The organism is Sphingomonas sp. BL-S-30 (genome assembly GCF_055521475.1).
Window position 1 is genome coordinate 3,637,226 of the sequence record NZ_CM145481.1, and the last position, 14,979, is coordinate 3,652,204.

Genomic DNA, 14,979 nt, shown 5'->3' on the forward strand with positions numbered 1-14,979 from the left:
GCCATGCCATCAGGGGTCACCCGGTGCCGACATGACCGGAGAATGGTCAGCCGGACGGGCTGATCTCCACCGCGTCTGCGCGCAGGCAGTGAGCACCGCGCCGTTACGGTCCTTAACCTTGATCGATCCGCGCGACTGTCTCTCAGCCACCGGAACCCAAACGCATATCCCGGTGATGGCGTTTTCATATCGTCGGCACGGCGACGTCACTATCATTTAACATAGGTTGTAGTTGTTTTTTCCAACTTTTGTTCCCGTTGCCGCACTGCATGTGTTAAAGCCGGACCATCGTCATTGGGTTAAGTCCGGGTCCGGCGACTGAGAGATGCGTGAGCTCCCGCCCATCGGAGAGCCTGCATGTCGTCGGACGATCATCCCCTGTCCAAATTGGTGCGCAAGCTGGAAAGCCGTACCGCACTTGGCCCGTCAGATCGCACGGCGATCATGGCGCTGCCCTTCACCGAGCGGACCTATGAAGCGCCGGCCTATGTGCTGCGCGAGGGCGAGCCGGCCAGGAAACATTGCAGCTTCGTGCTTTCCGGCCTCGCCTTCCGGCAGAAGCTGGCGGCGACCGGCGCGCGGCAGATCGTCTCGATCCATATGGCGGGCGACTTTCTCGACCTGCAGCACCTGTTCCTCAATCGCGCCGACCACAGCATCCAGGCGCTGAGCCGGCTGGAGACGGCCGAGATCGACCGCGTGGCGCTGCAGGAGCTGGTGCTGCGCCATCCGGCGATCGGCCGCGCGATGTGGACCGACGCGCTGATCGACGCGTCGATCTTTCGCGAATGGGTGCTGAATGTCGGTCGCCGCGACGCCAAGGCGCGGGTCGCGCATCTGTTGTGCGAGGTATCCGTGCGGATGGAAGCGGCGGGGCTGACCGATGGCCAGGGCTATCATCTGCCGCTCACCCAGGAGCAATTGGGCGACGCGGTCGGCCTGACCAGCGTGCATGTGAACCGTACGCTCAAGGCACTGAGCGAGCTTGGACTGATCCGGCGCGACAAGCGCCATGTCCGCTTCGACGATCTCGACCGCCTGAAAGCCGCGGCCGATTTCAGCGCGCTCTATCTGCATCTCGACCAGACGGTGATGCCGCCAGAATAGGCCTGGATTGTCCCCGCATCTGGCCGTGATCAATCCCAGCTGAGCACCAGCCGGCCATTGGCCGGCACGACATAGTCGATGCGATCAGCGGTCACGGCTTTCGGGCGGATCACATCGCCGCCCGCCATGGTCACCCGGGTCCTGGGCAGCTTGCGGCGCTTTGCGCGGACCAGGCTGAACGCGGCGAGGCAGGTTTCCCCGCCATCGAGCGAGATCGACAGGGCCCGATCCGCCAGACGTTCGCGCGCGCGGATGAAATGGTTGCAATGGAGCAGGAACGGCGCGCCCTCGACCTGGTGGAAGGAGCGGGTCGCGAACACGAAGGCGGCACCGGCACCGTAAATCTCCTGTCCGACCTGCCCGGCCGGCTGGCCATCGGCGTAAAGGTCCTCCAGCGGGAAGGAGAGCGCGCGGTCGATATGGCCGTTGCGGATCTCGGTCGCGAGCATCTCCTTCGGCAGCGCATCGGGATAATAGAACCACGCCCGGTCGAGCGCATATTTGCAATATTCGGCGACGAGCATGCGCACCGCCGGCTCGAGATCGGGCCCGCTATCATCGAGATAATGTTCGAACGCGGCGAAGCTGTCGAAGCATTCGTAGATCGCCATATAGGGCGCGTCCTGCAGGCAGGTGACGGCAAGGAAATTGCGGAAATGCCGCGCGAAGCCGATCTCCGATTCCCAGATCTCGCTGTTGTGGAAGAAGCTGGCGAGATAGACATAGCTCTGGTCGAGGAAGCGCCGATCGTCGGTGATGCGCCATAGCCGCATGCAGGCCGCCGCGCCCCATGCCGTCAGGTTCGCCTGATAGTTGAGGTTGAAGCGCCGGCCCATCGCCGCCTCGATCGCGGCGCGGGCCTCCTGCAGATATTCGTGGCGGTCGGTCAGCTCATAGGCCTGGAGCATGACCCAGGCGTAGATGCCGCCGACATCGGTCTGGCCGCGATCGTCGCCGGCATTCTCCGTAATGACGGAAAAGTCGGTGACGTCGTACATGACCGGCCAGTCATAGTGGAAATGCCGCGCTGCCTTCACGCCGAAATCGACCGATTTCAGGAACAGCCGACGCATCGCCGCGTCGCCGTGCAGCGCGAGCCGGCCGAGATTGAGCATCGGGTGGTAGAGATACCAGCTGTCGACCGCATCCTTGTTCTTGTCCCTGCCGACATTGGGCAGATAGCGCCGCAGCGTCTTCAGCTTCGGGTCGTAGAAGCGGCTCAGCCCCGCCTTGAACTCCGGCTCGAGCGGGTGGGGCGCGCCGCTCCAGCGGCCCCAGTCATGGATCGCCGAGGTCAGTGACATCTGCACCATGATGTCGGGATATTCGGCCGCGGTATAGGGATGGACATAGCGATGGCCATAATGGCGGATCATCGCCTCGGGCGCCTCGTCGAGATCGCGCAACGTGTCTTCGGACCGGGATATCCAGTCGCGATAGTCAGTGATCGGCAGGTCGAGTTGCTTGTAGACGACCCCGAGCATCTGGAGGAATTGCCGCGCCGATTCAGCCTCGGCATGGGGCGCGTCGTGGCGAAACACGAGGATCGCATCCGACAGCGTGACCGTGACGCCGGCGTCGAGCGCCTTGTCCGGCGTCATCTCGCCCGGCATCGGCGTCGGCACGAGATAGCCGAGCTCGGGCCAGACGCCGCCGATCGCCCCGTCTGGCTTCGTGCCGGTCGCGAGATAATAGTCGTTCATCGCGGTCAGGTTCTGGAAATACAGGATGTTGCCGAAGGCCGGCTCCTCCATCCGGAAATAGAGCAGGCCGCTGTTGAGCCCGCGCTGCGCCGCCTCGACATGGCCGACCGCGCCCGCCGGATCGTCCTTCGCATCGAGCGGATAGAGATCGCGCGGCAGGAACGGCACGAGCAGCGCCGTCGCCGGCGTGAGGCATATCGTGACGCGCAGATGCTCCAGCGCCTCGCCGCCGGAGCGCAGGACGATGTCGTGCGTGCCGAGCGGACTCGTCACCTTGAGCCGCGCGGCTTCGTCCGTCCCGGCCTTGTGCATGGTGCAGTCGAAATCGCCCTCGGGCACGAAGGCGAGCCGCAGCGCCAGGCCGCCCTTGCCCTCACGCCGGATCAGCGCCCACAGCGAATCGCCGGTCGCGCGGACCTCGATCGCCAGCCCGCCGGCGGTGAAACCCGCGACGCGCCGCGACCCTCCCGTCGTCAGCGCCTTGCGCAGGGCGAGCGCGAACGGCGTGAGGCCCGGCAGCTTCTCGGTCCGTACCAGCGTCGCCATGGCGGCCTCCCTTCCGGCCGCATAACCGGATTCGGCCCCCGCGGTTCCAGTGAGCTGGCGTCCCTTGACGCAGGTTATGACGATCGTCCGGTCAGCGCCGGAACAGCGGACGCAACGCCACCCCGCACCGGAGCGTCGCGGAACGGCGGGCTTGTCCGGGCGTTCGAAGCCGCCTGCACCCAAGGAGTCTCCTTCAATGAAATATCTCGCTTCCGTCGCGATGGCCGCCCTGGCGCTGAGCCTCGCCGCCTGTGGCCCGAAGACCGAGCAGGCCGCCGACACTGTCGAGAACAGCGCCGGCGAGGCGATGACCGATCTGGGCAATGGCGCCGCCAACGCCGCCGATGCGGTGAGCGCCGCGCTCAACCCGACGCCGAGCGGCCAGACCTTCGCCGATACCGCGGCAAAGAGCGACGCGTTCGAGATCGCGGCGGCGAAGCTCGCGCTGACCAGCGCGTCCTCCGCCCAGGTCAAGGCGTTCGCAAACGACATGATCAAGGCGCACACCGCCTCCACCGCGAAGATCGAGGCGGCGGCGGCCAAGGCGCGCCCGGCGATCACCCCCGATGCGACCCTGACCGGCGAGCAGAATGACGACCTGGCCGATCTGGCCAAGCTGAAGGGCGCCGATTTCGACAAGGCCTATATCGACGGGCAGATCGACGCGCATGACGACGCGCTGGAGCTGATGGAGGATTTCGCGAAGGACGGTGATGTCGCACCGCTCAAGGCAGCGGCCGGCGACATCGCGCCGGTGGTGAAGAGCCATCTCGACATGGCCAAGGCGCTGGAAGTGCGCTGATCCTGGGGACGGCGGGGAAAACTGCCGTTCCTTGTTCGGCCAGGACCTGATCCGGGGTTCCCCAAGCCTTGATATGGACCATATGATGGTCTATCTCTCTCCTATATGGTCCATTCAATGGTCCATGGAGAACAGGACGATGCGCGTGTCGGTATCCGATGCAAAAGGGCAGCTTACCGAGCTGGTGCGCCGTGCCGAAGCCGGTGACGAGGTCGTGCTGACGCGGCATGGCCACCCCGCCGTCCGTCTGGTACCGATCCATCCGGTGCCGGACCGCAAGGCGCGCCGGGTCCTGCTCGAGACCCTGCGTGCGTCTGCCGCGGCCAAAAAGACGGCTGGTCCGCCGGCCGCGCGCAGCCAGGATTTCCTGTATGAAGATGACGGCCTGCCCGGATGATCGCGGTCGACACGTCGGCACTGATGGCGATCCTGCTCGACGAGCCGAAGGCCAATGCCTGTATCGCGGCGCTTGAAGGCGAGGACGAGCTGATCATTTCAGCCGGCACCATGGCCGAAGCGCTGATCGTGGCGGCGCGGCGCAATGTCGGCGAGGAATTGACCGCGCTGATCGATGGCCTCGGCTTCGAGATCGCGCCGGTGAATTCCGCATCGGCGCGACGCGTCGCCGAGGCTTATGCGCTATGGGGCAAGGGGCTCCACCCCGCCGCGCTGAATTTCGGCGACTGCTTTGCCTATGAAGTGGCGAAGGAGCGTGGATGCGGCCTGCTCTATGTCGGTGACGATTTCGCCAGGACCGACATCGCGCCGGTTCTTGCCTGATCCAATTCCCTTGACCGCGCATCCGGCTATAGAACGCCCACGACAATGAGCGCGAAGGGCATGTGATGGGCAGGATCTGGACGGCGGCGGCAGCAGCGGTGGTGATGGCGGCGCTGTCGCCGGCGGCGTCGGCCCAGGACGCGCCCGATGCGGTCAACAGCCAGGATGCAAGCTGGCACAACCGCCAGATGCTCTATCTGCTCAGCCTGAAGGAAGCCGATGGCTGGCATTATACCGTCAGCGGGCTGCGCTATCGCCGGATCAAGGCAGGCCCCGCCGGCGCGCCGCATCCCGCGCCGACCGACCGGGTGACGATCCACTATACGGGCAAGCTGATCGACGGCACCGAGTTCGACAGCTCGGTCGGCCGCGGCGCGCCCGCGACCTTCCCGCTGCCCCGGCTGATCCGCGGCTGGCAGGAAGGCGTGCCGCTGATGGCGGTCGGCGATACGTTCGAATTCGCGATCCCCGCTGACCTGGCCTACGGCACCGAGGCGACCGGGCCGATCCCGGGCGGCGCGACCTTGCTGTTCACGATCGAACTGTTCGGGGCGGCGCCTGCCGGGGGTTAGAGCGGAGTGCGTTAAATGTGATCGACCGGAGGAAGTTCGCGCTAGCCCTCCCCGTTCCCCGGCGAAGGCCGGGGCCCAGTTGGGAAGGTTGATGTGACGGCATCCGGCACCCGCCACGATCGTCCCCCAACTGGGCCCCGGCCTTCGCCGGGGAACGGAAAATGTGGCGAGCGCGTCCCGTGAACGCATGGCGCTCCAGAGGCGCAGGCCTGGAACTGAAGTTCGTTCCGTTACAAACCTGCCCTCTCTAAGGCGCGGTCGCGTTGCCGGCGGGCGTCGCGGCGTCGACGTCCTTGGTCGCGATCTGCAGCATGCCGCTTTCCTGGAGGATGACGACCCAGTCGCGCCCGTCCTCGCAATGCGCCGTCCAGGCCGGGCGGCCCTGCACCGGGGGGCGCGGCTCGGAGCTCGACACCGACTGGCAATCGCTGCCGGCATCGTCGAGCGCGCGGTAGAAGACGACATCGCGCTGCTTCGGCGCCAGCGCGTTGATCCGCCCGAGATAATCGATCTGGGGCGTGGCCGGCGCGGCGGTGTTCTGCTGCGGGGCGGGCTGACCGCAGGCGCCAAGCGCGAGAGCGAGGCAAGCAGACATCGGGATCTTCATCGCGGGCGACTCCATCATGATGCGATGCTTGTCGCAGGAATCGGCAGGCGGCGTGAAGATGAAAACGCATCGGGCCGGTGCGCGTTCAGCCAGCGCGGAGCCGCTCCCGCGCACGCTCGACCGGGATCGCCTCAGCGCCGAGCGCCATGACCGGCGGTGCCTGCCAATGCCGGCTTAATGCGGAAGCCGTGGTTCGCTCTCGAAGCTTAACGCCCGCCGGGCCCATCTCGGCCGCGCGCCAATCGGGGCGCAGGGACGATGGCGATGCGAACCCGGTACATCGGAGCGGCAATGGTGATGGCGAGCGTGGCGGCGGTGATCGCGCTGCGGTTGCTGGTGACCATGCCGCCGGACAATCATCCGGTGACCACGGTCGAGCTGCTGCTCGCCGCCTTCAGCATCTTGGCCGGCCTGCCCGGCGTCGGCATGCTGATCGAAGGCCCGGCGATCTTCGGCCTGGTCGATCGGCCGCGCGAACGCTGAACGGGCTTCACGGCCGCAAAGCGGCTATGGCGGGGCGATGACCCATCGCGATTCCGTCCATGCCGTCCGTCTCGATTATGCCGATGAGCTGCTGGGCACGCTCGATCTGCCCGGCGGCACGCTCCGCGTCACGCGCGGGCTCGGGTCGGGGCTATCACGGCGGGCGGGGGATGCGCCGGGCGTGGTGTGGGCGGTCGGCGATCGTGGGCCCAACATGAAGATCCCCTTTGCGATCGACCGGTACGGGCTGGAGGGCCTTGACGACCTTGCCGATCTGGCCGGCGCCAAGATCATGCCCTTTCCCGGCATCGGCCCGGCCATCTCCGAGCTGCGCGTCGAGGGCAATCGGGTGACCTGCCTGCGCACCATCGCGCTGCGCGATCGTAGCGGGCGGCCATTGTCCGGCCTGCCGGTGCCGGGCCCCTTCAGCGAACCCGCCTTCGACGTGCATGGCACCCCAATCGCGCCCGATCCGTCCGGCGCCGATACCGAAGGTATCGCGGCGGCGCCCGACGGCAGCTTCTGGATCGCCGACGAATATGGCCCGTCGATCTTCCATGTCGCCGCCGACGGCCTGGTGCTGGTGCGCTGGGTGCCCAAAGGGTGCGGCGATGCGTTTCGTGGGGCCGATTATCCCGTGGTCGAGGCGCTGCCGGCGATCGCCGCGCGCCGCGCGCTCAACCGCGGCTTCGAGGCGCTGGCGCTCTCACCCGACGGGCACCGCCTCTACCTCGCCTTCCAGAGCCCGCTCGCGCATCCCGACGAGCAGACGCATCGCCGCGCGCGGCATGTCCGCCTGTGGGAGATGGAGGTGGCGACCGGCGCGGTGACCCGGCAATTCCTCTACCGGCTCGACAAGCCCGGCAGCTTCCGGCGCGACTCGGCGATCGGCGATGTCGATCGCGCCGACCTGAAGCTGTGCGACATCGCGATGACCGGACCGCGCACCCTGCTCGTGCTCGAACGCGCATCGGCCACGAGCAAATTCTACGCCGTCACGCTCGACGACAAGCGCGCGCTCGACCCGTGCCAGCTCGATATCGCCACCAGGCCGACGGTGGAGGAACGGAGCGCCGCGGGCGAATCGCTTCCGCACCTGGCCAAGACCCTGGTCTTCTCGACGGACGACCATCCTGGGATCGACGCCGATCTGGAAGGCGTGACCCTGATGTCCACCGACTCGCTGTTGCTGGTCAACGACAATGATTTCGGGGTGGACGGGGTGACGACGCGTTTCTGGCGAATCGCCTTGCCCGCCAATGTGTTGATGGAATGAAAATGCGGGGGAGAGCGCCTTTGGCTGCTCGATCCCCCGCGCTGTCGCGTCGCCGGTGCCGGTCTTTCCGGCGGCTTCCCCACTCCTGTTGTGTTTCGTTTCTTGTTTGAGGCGATACGACGGCGAGTCTCCATAGCCGAATCGCGGACAAAAAAAAGGCCGGTACGAGACCGGCCGTGAAAGTTTTAGGAGAGGATGCCTGAAAGGCACGATCTTTGTGCGCTGCAGCAGGTTTTATCGCAAGTGCAAATATTGCATTGCAGCATCCATAAACTGCAACTGGTAGCGTTACCATCGCGTCAACCATCCGCTCCCCATCGCCCCGGCTGCCCCCGATCCCCGTCCGGCAGCCTGGTGAAATCGGAGATCCAGTTGACCTCCCAGCTCGTGCCGCCATCGTCGGAAAAGGCTTGTTCGATCCGGAAGCGGGTGGCGGTCATGTTCGAGAAGATGAAGCGTACCAGGATCGCGCGGCCGTTCAGCTCCTCCTGATTGTAGAACAGACCCCGGCCATCAGCGAAGCCGCCGACCATCGGCGCGCCCAGCGCCCCGTCGGCGCCGTTCGCCCAGCGGATCTTCCATTGCCGCGATGCCGCGTCGTAGAGCCTCAGGCTCATCCCCTCGATCCGCCCGGCCGGACCCGATATATCGAGCTCGCCGATATTCGCCTTGCCGCCCCAGAGCGGATGCACCACCGAGATGCCGTCATACGCGACCCAGGTCCGGGACCCGGTCAGCGGCTTCACGCGGCGCGCGATATGCGCCTTCCACCGCCCGAACTCGAAATCGAAATCATGCGCGCCGTCGTTCAGCACGGGCGCGGCGCGCGCCTCCGGCGGTGGTGGCGCCACCTGCGCTTGCGCCGTCACCGCGCCCGGCAACGCCGCCAGCCCCGCCGCCAGCAACAGCGGCCGCCAGTGCCGCACCATGCGATCGATCGTCATGACTCCTCCCCTCCCGCACCGGCCCGTTCGCCGTGCGCCTGCTCATTTAGCCGAGATGCGGGGCCGGACAAAGGCAGAGCGACCGCTTCCGCTGTACCGCAGATACGGCGGTTGTTGGCTCTTGACAGCGGCGGATCGCAACGAGATGATACCGGTGTCAAAATGGCACTGCGAGATAATCGCAGGTCTGACGGGGTGGGGATGCCAGTGGGGGTAGTGGTAACGCGGAGACGATCAGAGCTTCACGTATCACGCTGAAAACAATGTCTAATACCGTAGTGGAGGCCCGTGACGGGTCATGGGATCGGAAACAGGCCGTCGGGTAATGGCCTGGCCCGAACGCTACGGAACGGACACCGCTGTCATTCCCGAAACATCACGGCATGGCGGAATGATCCGCCGGCCGCTCGGGAGAGACGGGATGACCTTGGACACGCGCGGCACGGCCGCATCACGGCGCACTCGATGGATGGTCGGCTCGGCAATGGGCATGCTGGCCATGGCCATGCCGGCTTATGGCGAGGCGGCGGACCCCGTGCCGGCGCCGCAGGCGGGCGAGACCAGCGGCACGGACGAGGGCGACATCGTCGTCACCGGCTTTCGCGCGTCGCTGCAGAACGCGCTGTCGCTGAAGCGCCGTTCCGACCAGATCATCGACGCGATCACCGCGGAGGACATCGCCGAATTCCCCGACGCGAATCTCGCCGAATCGATCCAGCGCCTGCCCGGCGTCTCGATCGACCGCGACAATGGCGAGGGCCGCACCATCACGGTGCGCGGCCTGGGCGGCGATTTCCAGATGGTGCGGCTGAACGGCGCGGATGCCCAGAATGTCGCGGGCGGCAATACCTCGGACGCGGGCGCCAACCGCAGCCGCGGGTTCGATTTCAACACCTTCGCCTCCGAATTGTTCGGGGGCGTGACCATCACCAAGACGACCGCGGCGGTGAACGACGAAGGCTCGCTCGGCGCGATCGTCGATCTCACCACCGGGCGGCCGCTCGCCAACAAGGGCAATCGCTTCGCGCTCGGCGCCGAGGGCGAATATCGCGAGAACGGCAAGTCATGGAACCCGCGCCTGACCGGCCTCGCCTCGATCAAGCTGACCGACACGTTCGGCATCCTCGTGTCGGGCGCCTATCAGAAGCAGGAACAGCAGATCGATTCCTATCGCCGCAGCATCGGCGCGTTCGAATATACCTATCGCAACTCGCAGCTGAACGGCGTCACGCCCAACACCTTCGGCTTCGCGCGGCCGAGCACGGCGGGCACCGGCGCGACCTTCGGGTCGGATCCGGCGGCCTATGCGCTGATCACCCCGACCACGATCATCCCCGCCTTGCCCTCGATCGGCCGGCAGGAGCTGCGCTACGAACGGATCGGCGCGACCGCGACGATGCAGTGGCAGCCGACCAGCCACACCGAGATCATCGCCGATTTCGTCTATTCGAAATATGACCAGGACAGCATCACCGACGCGATCACCACGATCGGCCTGAACCGCAACGGCACCAATGCCCGCGTCACCCAGAACACGCTGCGCGCCGCCGGCACGGCCAATGGCAATGCGGACCGCGTCGCGCTCTACCCCACCTGCACCCAGAGCGCGACGATCGACTGCGGCGACGCGCTCTATGGCGGCGTGCTGGCCGGCATGCTCAACAGCCGCAATCCCAACAACCTCAACCCGTACGACTATTATAACGCCGCGACCTCGGTCGGGCGCGTGCCGACCGCCAACCTGACCGGCTATTACAACGAGCTGATCGGCCGCCCGAACACGAAGATCCGCGGCGCGCATGTCAACGGCGCGGGCCAGGCGGATTATCTGCTGCTCGACGATGTCGACTGGCGCAGCTCCTCCGACGCGCAATATGGATCGACCGAGTTCAAGCAGGCGACGCTCAATTTCCGCCAGGACATCAGCGACGACCTGAAGCTGGACGGGACGATCGGCTGGTCGCGGTCCGAATTCAGCGCGACCGGGCTGCTCGCCGAGATCAACGCGATCGACCGGGACAATTATATCTTCGACGATCGCGGCGGGGACAGGATGCCGATCTTCAACCCCGGCTTCGACGTCGCCGCGCCGGCGAGCTGGACGCTGGTCAAGGGCCTGTCGACGATCCGCTATTTCAAGACCTTCGTGAACAACGAGTTCCGCGTCGCGCGCGCCAATTTCACCTATGAGGCGCTGCCGGAGATGACCCTGCGCTTCGGCGGGACGTTCAAGCAGTTCGATTTCGACAGCGACCAGGGCCGCCGCAGCCAGGACATCGAGGCGATCAACCCGACCCTGCTCGAATCCAACCTGGCGATCACCGATCTCGGCAAGACGGTCGGCTTCGGCCAGGGGCTGCAGGTGACTCAGGGCACGCCGACCAGCTTCTATGCGCCCGACCTGGACAAGTTCCGCCAGCGTTTCGGCATCGACTGCAACTGCATCAACAAATGGGGCGATTACCGTGCCGTGGCGGACGGGCGCCAGCGCAACGCGGTGACCGAGAAGGACATTTCCGGCTTCTTCCAGGTCGATTTCAATGTCGACGCGTTCGGCCGCCCCCTTCGCGGCAATGCCGGCATGCGCATCGCCAATACGCGGGTGAACGGCCTCGGCAATGTCGGCGGTACCGACGGGGTGCTCGGCATCCCGGTGACGGCGCGCAACGAATATTGGGACTGGCTGCCCTCGACCAACATCACTTACGAGCCGATGGACAATTTCCTGATCCGCTTCGCCGCGGCACAGGTGATCTCGCGTCCGCAGCTCGCCAGCCTGACGCCGGGCACCACCGCTTTCGCCAGCGGCCTCAACGCGGCCGGCGCGGCGCCGGCGGTCACGGTCGGCAACCCCTATCTCAACCCGTTCCGCGCGACCAATTTCGACCTCAGCTTCGAACGCTATTTCCGCAACAACGGGCTGATCGCGGTGGCGCTGTTCAGCAAGAAGATCGATTCCTTCCCGCAGCAGATCGCGGGCGAGGCGCCGCTCTCCTCGGTGTTCGAGCCGGCGATCTACAATCAGCTGGTTGCGGCGATGACCAGTCCGACGCTGCAGGCCTATACGCTGGCCGGCGGCACCTGGGCGATCCGCCAGTTCCAGGATGCGCCGGGCGGCACGATCAAGGGCGTCGAGGTCAATCTCCAGACCGACTTCTTCTTCCTGCCCGCGCCCTTCGACAAGATGGGCATCGCGGCGAACTACACGCATATCGAGTCGAAGCTGAACTATCTGACCGGCACCGTGCTCTCGACCACCCAGACCGGCACTGCCGCGACCGCGCAGAACAGCTTTGCCGAAGGGCCCTTCCTCAACACCTCGCCCGACGCGTTCAATGCGACGCTCTATTACGAGAACAAGGTCTGGTCGGCGCGCGTCTCCGGCGCGTACCGCAAGCGCTATGTCAACCGCTTCCCGCTCGCGACGGGCACCTGCAGCGTCGGCACCACGACCAATGCCGGGGCTGCCTGCAACTCGCCGGTGCTGGCCGATTTCGGCTATAACGAGGACACGCTGAACGTCGATTTCGCGATCAGCGTGAACGTGACCGATTTCGCCAAGCTGACGCTGGAGGGGCGCAACCTGACCAACGACCAGCAATATCGCACCATGTATGCCGCCAACCCGGTGACCCAGACCTATGCCAGCACCGGGCGGATCATCACCGGCGGCGTGCGGTTCATCTTCTGATGCGGGCGATGCGGATCATGGCGATCGGCGCCGTGCTGTCGGGGGCGCTGTCGGGGACGGGAGCGGGGGCGGCACCGGCATCGGCGGCCCATGACACATGCCAGCGCGCCTTCCCCACCGCCGAGGGAGCGGGTGCCTGCTCCGCGGGCGGGCGCGGCGGCAAGGTGTTGCGGGTGACCAACCTGGCCGATGCCGGGCCGGGCTCGCTCCGCGCCGCGGTCGAGACTAGCGGTCCGCGCGTGATTCTGTTCGATATCGGCGGGACGATCACCCTGCTCAAGCCGCTCAAGATCCGTGAGCCGCGCGTGACCATTGCCGGCCAGACCGCGCCCGGCGGCGGCATCACCCTGCGCGGCCAGCCGCTGCTGGTCGACGCCGATGACGTGGTGATCCGCTTCATCCGGTCGCGGCTCGGCGACGAGGAGGGGGTGGAGACCGATGCCATCACGGTCGAGCGCGGGCGGCGGATCATCCTCGACCATGTCTCGGCGAGCTGGTCGGTCGACGAGACCTTGTCGGTCGGCATTCCGCAGCGCAAGCCCGAGGACGATATCCGCGACGTGACCATCCAATGGTCGATCATCGCCGAATCGCTCGACGGGTCGATCCACGCCAAGGGCGAGCATGGCTATGGATCGCTGATCCGCGCGGCGCATGGCGCGGAGATCAGCTTCCACCACAATCTCTGGGCGCACCATATCCAGCGCATGCCGCGCCCGGGCAACTACATGCCGCCCGCCCAGGACCCGGAAGGGCCGCGCATCGAGTTCCGGTCGAACCTCTTCTACAATTGGGGCGGTGCGCGATCGGGCTATAATGCCGATAGCGGGGAGAAGGCGTCGCACAGCGCCTATGCCTTTATCGACAACAGCTATCGCACCGGCCCGTCGAGCAAGGCGGCGATCGCGTTCGACGAGGGCGATCCGCTGGCCAGATCGCTGTTCGCGGGGAATGCGATGAACGGCGTGGTGCCGGCCGATCCGATGAGCCTGGTCACCGGCATCAAGGACCCGGCCAACCGGATCGCGGCGCTCACCATAAGGCCGGTGCGGGCGCAGGGCTGGGCCGAGAGCGAGCAGGCAGTGCTGGCGCGGGCGGGCGCGTCGCTGGTGCGCGACGCGGTGGATGTGCGGATCGTGGGCGATGTCACGGCGGGCACCGGCGGGATCATCAACAGCCAGAAGCAGGTCGGCGGCTGGCCGGACCTGCCGCCCGGCGCGCCGTGGCGCGACGGCGATGGCGACGGCCTGCCCGATCGCTGGGAGCGCGCCCACAAGCTCGATCCGGCTGATCCGGCGGATGCCGCGCGGCCGGCGGGCGGAGGCTATAGCCATCTCGATACATGGCTGGAGGAACTGGCGACGGCCCGGCGCTGACCCTACCGCATCGACCTGATCGTCTGGTCCAGCCCCGACACCAGCCGCGCGAGCCGGTCATAATCGATCTTGTCGGGCGTGTCCGCGAGGCTGTGATAATGCGGATAGCGGAAGGGCGCGGTGTCGGTGACCATCAATGCCGGGAAACCCTCGCCCGAAAAGGCCCAGTGATCCGACCAGTCCACCCCCTGGATGAAGCCGGGTGCCGCGCCGCCGACGCTGGGGAATTGCGCGACCTCGCGGAACGACCGAACCGTCCGCCGCACGAAACCCCGCGCGTCGGTCGTGCCGACGAACGCCACGAAATTCCCGGTCTCCGGATAGAGCATGCCGAGCGGCCAGGGATAATGCTGGCTGTGCGGCGCATCGCTGTAATAGCCGATCGTCTCCAGGCTGATCATGCCCAGCACCGGTTCACCGCCGCGCTTCAACTGGGCGGCATAGACGACGCTGCCCATCAGCGGGGTCTGGAACCAGGGCGGCTCCTCATTGACGAACAGCACCAGCCGGAGGCGCAGCGCCGCCTTGCCGCGCAGATCGGCGAGGCTGCGCGCCAGTTCGAGCACCGCCGCAGTGCCGCTGCCATTGTCGTTCGCACCGGGCGCGTCGAATGCGCTGTCGTAATGCGCGCCGATCACCAGGGTCTTCGCGTCGGATTTGGCGGGCTCGATCACCACGTCGATGTTGCGCACCCGCTCCCCGCCGGCGCTGAAGCTCAGGCGGCGCACGGTATAACCCATGCCGGCCAGCGCCCCCTCGATATGCCGCGCCGCGCGTTCGAGCTCGATCGGATGCTCGACATTATGCGGCACGCTGGCGATGGCGGTGACATGACCGCGCAGCCTGGCGGCAAGCTGCGCCTCGCCGGCGGTCAGCGGAGGAAGCGGGCCGGCATAGGAAGTGCCCGGCACCGCCGTCAGCCACAGAAGCGTCGCCACCGGAAGCAGGAAGATCGCGGCCACGATCGCGAGCGAAAGGAGCCGGGTCCGCCAAATGCTCGTGTCGTCCATCATTGGCGCCCCTTCCTGGCAGACATGGCTAACAGGCGCACCAACCAATGCCAAACCGGTGCCACGACATCGCCTTGTTCCG

Annotated in this window: 13 protein-coding genes; 9 read left to right on the forward strand and 4 right to left on the reverse strand. The window is 66.4% G+C overall.

Features of this window, described 5'->3' with window-relative positions:
* The first annotated feature begins 357 nt into the window (after positions 1-357).
* The gene (locus ACZ1I5_RS16895; RefSeq protein WP_465170398.1) at positions 358-1,107 is read left to right on the forward strand and encodes a Crp/Fnr family transcriptional regulator; all 750 of its coding nucleotides are present in this window, start codon (positions 358-360) and stop codon (positions 1,105-1,107) included.
* Between the two features lie 29 nt (positions 1,108-1,136).
* Here ACZ1I5_RS16895 and ACZ1I5_RS16900 read toward each other — a convergent pair whose 3' ends face one another.
* A complete protein-coding gene (locus ACZ1I5_RS16900) occupies positions 1,137-3,356 on the reverse strand; it encodes a hypothetical protein (protein ID WP_465170399.1) in 2,220 nt (739 codons plus the stop codon).
* 196 nt (positions 3,357-3,552) lie between these two features.
* Here ACZ1I5_RS16900 and ACZ1I5_RS16905 point away from each other — a divergent pair, with 196 nt between their 5' ends.
* From ACZ1I5_RS16905 to ACZ1I5_RS16920, 4 genes are all read left to right on the forward strand, one after another.
* Positions 3,553-4,158 (forward strand): DUF4142 domain-containing protein, encoded by a 606-nt coding sequence (locus ACZ1I5_RS16905; protein WP_465170400.1) that lies wholly within the window; start codon positions 3,553-3,555, stop codon positions 4,156-4,158.
* An 82-nt stretch (positions 4,159-4,240) separates the two neighbouring features.
* Positions 4,241-4,555: a type II toxin-antitoxin system Phd/YefM family antitoxin gene (locus tag ACZ1I5_RS16910; RefSeq protein WP_465170401.1), complete on the forward strand. Its 315-nt coding sequence runs from the start codon at positions 4,241-4,243 to the stop codon at positions 4,553-4,555.
* Positions 4,552-4,938 carry a type II toxin-antitoxin system VapC family toxin gene (locus ACZ1I5_RS16915; protein ID WP_465170402.1) on the forward strand — a complete coding sequence of 129 codons (387 nt, stop codon included), beginning with the start codon at positions 4,552-4,554 and terminating at the stop codon, positions 4,936-4,938. Before ACZ1I5_RS16910 ends, ACZ1I5_RS16915 begins: the two co-directional genes overlap by 4 nt.
* Before the next feature lie 65 nt (positions 4,939-5,003).
* Positions 5,004-5,510 carry an FKBP-type peptidyl-prolyl cis-trans isomerase gene (locus ACZ1I5_RS16920; protein ID WP_465170403.1) on the forward strand — a complete coding sequence of 169 codons (507 nt, stop codon included), beginning with the start codon at positions 5,004-5,006 and terminating at the stop codon, positions 5,508-5,510.
* Positions 5,511-5,757: 247 nt separating this feature from the next.
* On the opposite strand, the gene ACZ1I5_RS16925 is transcribed toward ACZ1I5_RS16920, so the two are convergent.
* Positions 5,758-6,135, reverse strand: coding sequence for a hypothetical protein (locus ACZ1I5_RS16925; RefSeq protein ID WP_465170404.1), 378 nt, complete (start codon positions 6,133-6,135; stop codon positions 5,758-5,760).
* Between the two features lie 246 nt (positions 6,136-6,381).
* On the opposite strand from ACZ1I5_RS16925, the gene ACZ1I5_RS16930 reads away from it, so the two are divergent.
* Both ACZ1I5_RS16930 and ACZ1I5_RS16935 read left to right on the forward strand, forming a co-directional pair.
* On the forward strand, positions 6,382-6,600 hold the full coding sequence (locus ACZ1I5_RS16930; RefSeq protein WP_465170405.1) for a hypothetical protein: 219 nt from the start codon (positions 6,382-6,384) through the stop codon (positions 6,598-6,600).
* 37 nt (positions 6,601-6,637) lie between these two features.
* Positions 6,638-7,876 (forward strand): esterase-like activity of phytase family protein, encoded by a 1,239-nt coding sequence (locus ACZ1I5_RS16935; protein WP_465170406.1) that lies wholly within the window; start codon positions 6,638-6,640, stop codon positions 7,874-7,876.
* 299 nt (positions 7,877-8,175) lie between these two features.
* On the opposite strand, the gene ACZ1I5_RS16940 is transcribed toward ACZ1I5_RS16935, so the two are convergent.
* Positions 8,176-8,820 carry a hypothetical protein gene (locus ACZ1I5_RS16940; RefSeq protein ID WP_465170407.1) on the reverse strand — a complete coding sequence of 215 codons (645 nt, stop codon included), beginning with the start codon at positions 8,818-8,820 and terminating at the stop codon, positions 8,176-8,178.
* 421 nt (positions 8,821-9,241) lie between these two features.
* Between ACZ1I5_RS16940 and ACZ1I5_RS16945 the strand changes: the two genes are divergently transcribed.
* Both ACZ1I5_RS16945 and ACZ1I5_RS16950 read left to right on the forward strand, forming a co-directional pair.
* On the forward strand, positions 9,242-12,511 hold the full coding sequence (locus ACZ1I5_RS16945) for a TonB-dependent receptor domain-containing protein (RefSeq protein WP_465170408.1): 3,270 nt from the start codon (positions 9,242-9,244) through the stop codon (positions 12,509-12,511).
* 17 nt (positions 12,512-12,528) lie between these two features.
* On the forward strand, positions 12,529-13,887 hold the full coding sequence (locus ACZ1I5_RS16950) for a pectate lyase family protein (RefSeq protein ID WP_465170409.1): 1,359 nt from the start codon (positions 12,529-12,531) through the stop codon (positions 13,885-13,887).
* 2 nt (positions 13,888-13,889) lie between these two features.
* On the opposite strand, the gene ACZ1I5_RS16955 is transcribed toward ACZ1I5_RS16950, so the two are convergent.
* Entirely contained in the window at positions 13,890-14,900 is a 1,011-nt protein-coding gene (locus ACZ1I5_RS16955; RefSeq protein WP_465170410.1) for a M28 family peptidase, read from the reverse strand.
* Positions 14,901-14,979 lie beyond the last annotated feature (79 nt).

Excerpts from the sequence above, each read along its gene's own strand:
- ACZ1I5_RS16920 (WP_465170403.1), top strand. The coding sequence starts at position 5,004 with ATGGGCAGGATCTGGACGGCGGCGGCAGCAGCGGTGGTGATGGCGGCG.
- ACZ1I5_RS16930 (WP_465170405.1), top strand. The coding sequence starts at position 6,382 with ATGCGAACCCGGTACATCGGAGCGGCAATGGTGATGGCGAGCGTGGCG.
- ACZ1I5_RS16925 (WP_465170404.1), bottom strand. The coding sequence starts at position 6,135 with ATGATGGAGTCGCCCGCGATGAAGATCCCGATGTCTGCTTGCCTCGCT.
- ACZ1I5_RS16950 (WP_465170409.1), top strand. The coding sequence starts at position 12,529 with ATGGCGATCGGCGCCGTGCTGTCGGGGGCGCTGTCGGGGACGGGAGCG.
- ACZ1I5_RS16900 (WP_465170399.1), bottom strand. The coding sequence starts at position 3,356 with ATGGCGACGCTGGTACGGACCGAGAAGCTGCCGGGCCTCACGCCGTTC.
- ACZ1I5_RS16895 (WP_465170398.1), top strand. The coding sequence starts at position 358 with ATGTCGTCGGACGATCATCCCCTGTCCAAATTGGTGCGCAAGCTGGAA.
- ACZ1I5_RS16935 (WP_465170406.1), top strand. The coding sequence starts at position 6,638 with ATGACCCATCGCGATTCCGTCCATGCCGTCCGTCTCGATTATGCCGAT.
- ACZ1I5_RS16915 (WP_465170402.1), top strand. The coding sequence starts at position 4,552 with ATGATCGCGGTCGACACGTCGGCACTGATGGCGATCCTGCTCGACGAG.
- ACZ1I5_RS16940 (WP_465170407.1), bottom strand. The coding sequence starts at position 8,820 with ATGACGATCGATCGCATGGTGCGGCACTGGCGGCCGCTGTTGCTGGCG.
- ACZ1I5_RS16905 (WP_465170400.1), top strand. The coding sequence starts at position 3,553 with ATGAAATATCTCGCTTCCGTCGCGATGGCCGCCCTGGCGCTGAGCCTC.
- ACZ1I5_RS16910 (WP_465170401.1), top strand. The coding sequence starts at position 4,241 with ATGATGGTCTATCTCTCTCCTATATGGTCCATTCAATGGTCCATGGAG.
- ACZ1I5_RS16955 (WP_465170410.1), bottom strand. The coding sequence starts at position 14,900 with ATGATGGACGACACGAGCATTTGGCGGACCCGGCTCCTTTCGCTCGCG.
- ACZ1I5_RS16945 (WP_465170408.1), top strand. The coding sequence starts at position 9,242 with ATGACCTTGGACACGCGCGGCACGGCCGCATCACGGCGCACTCGATGG.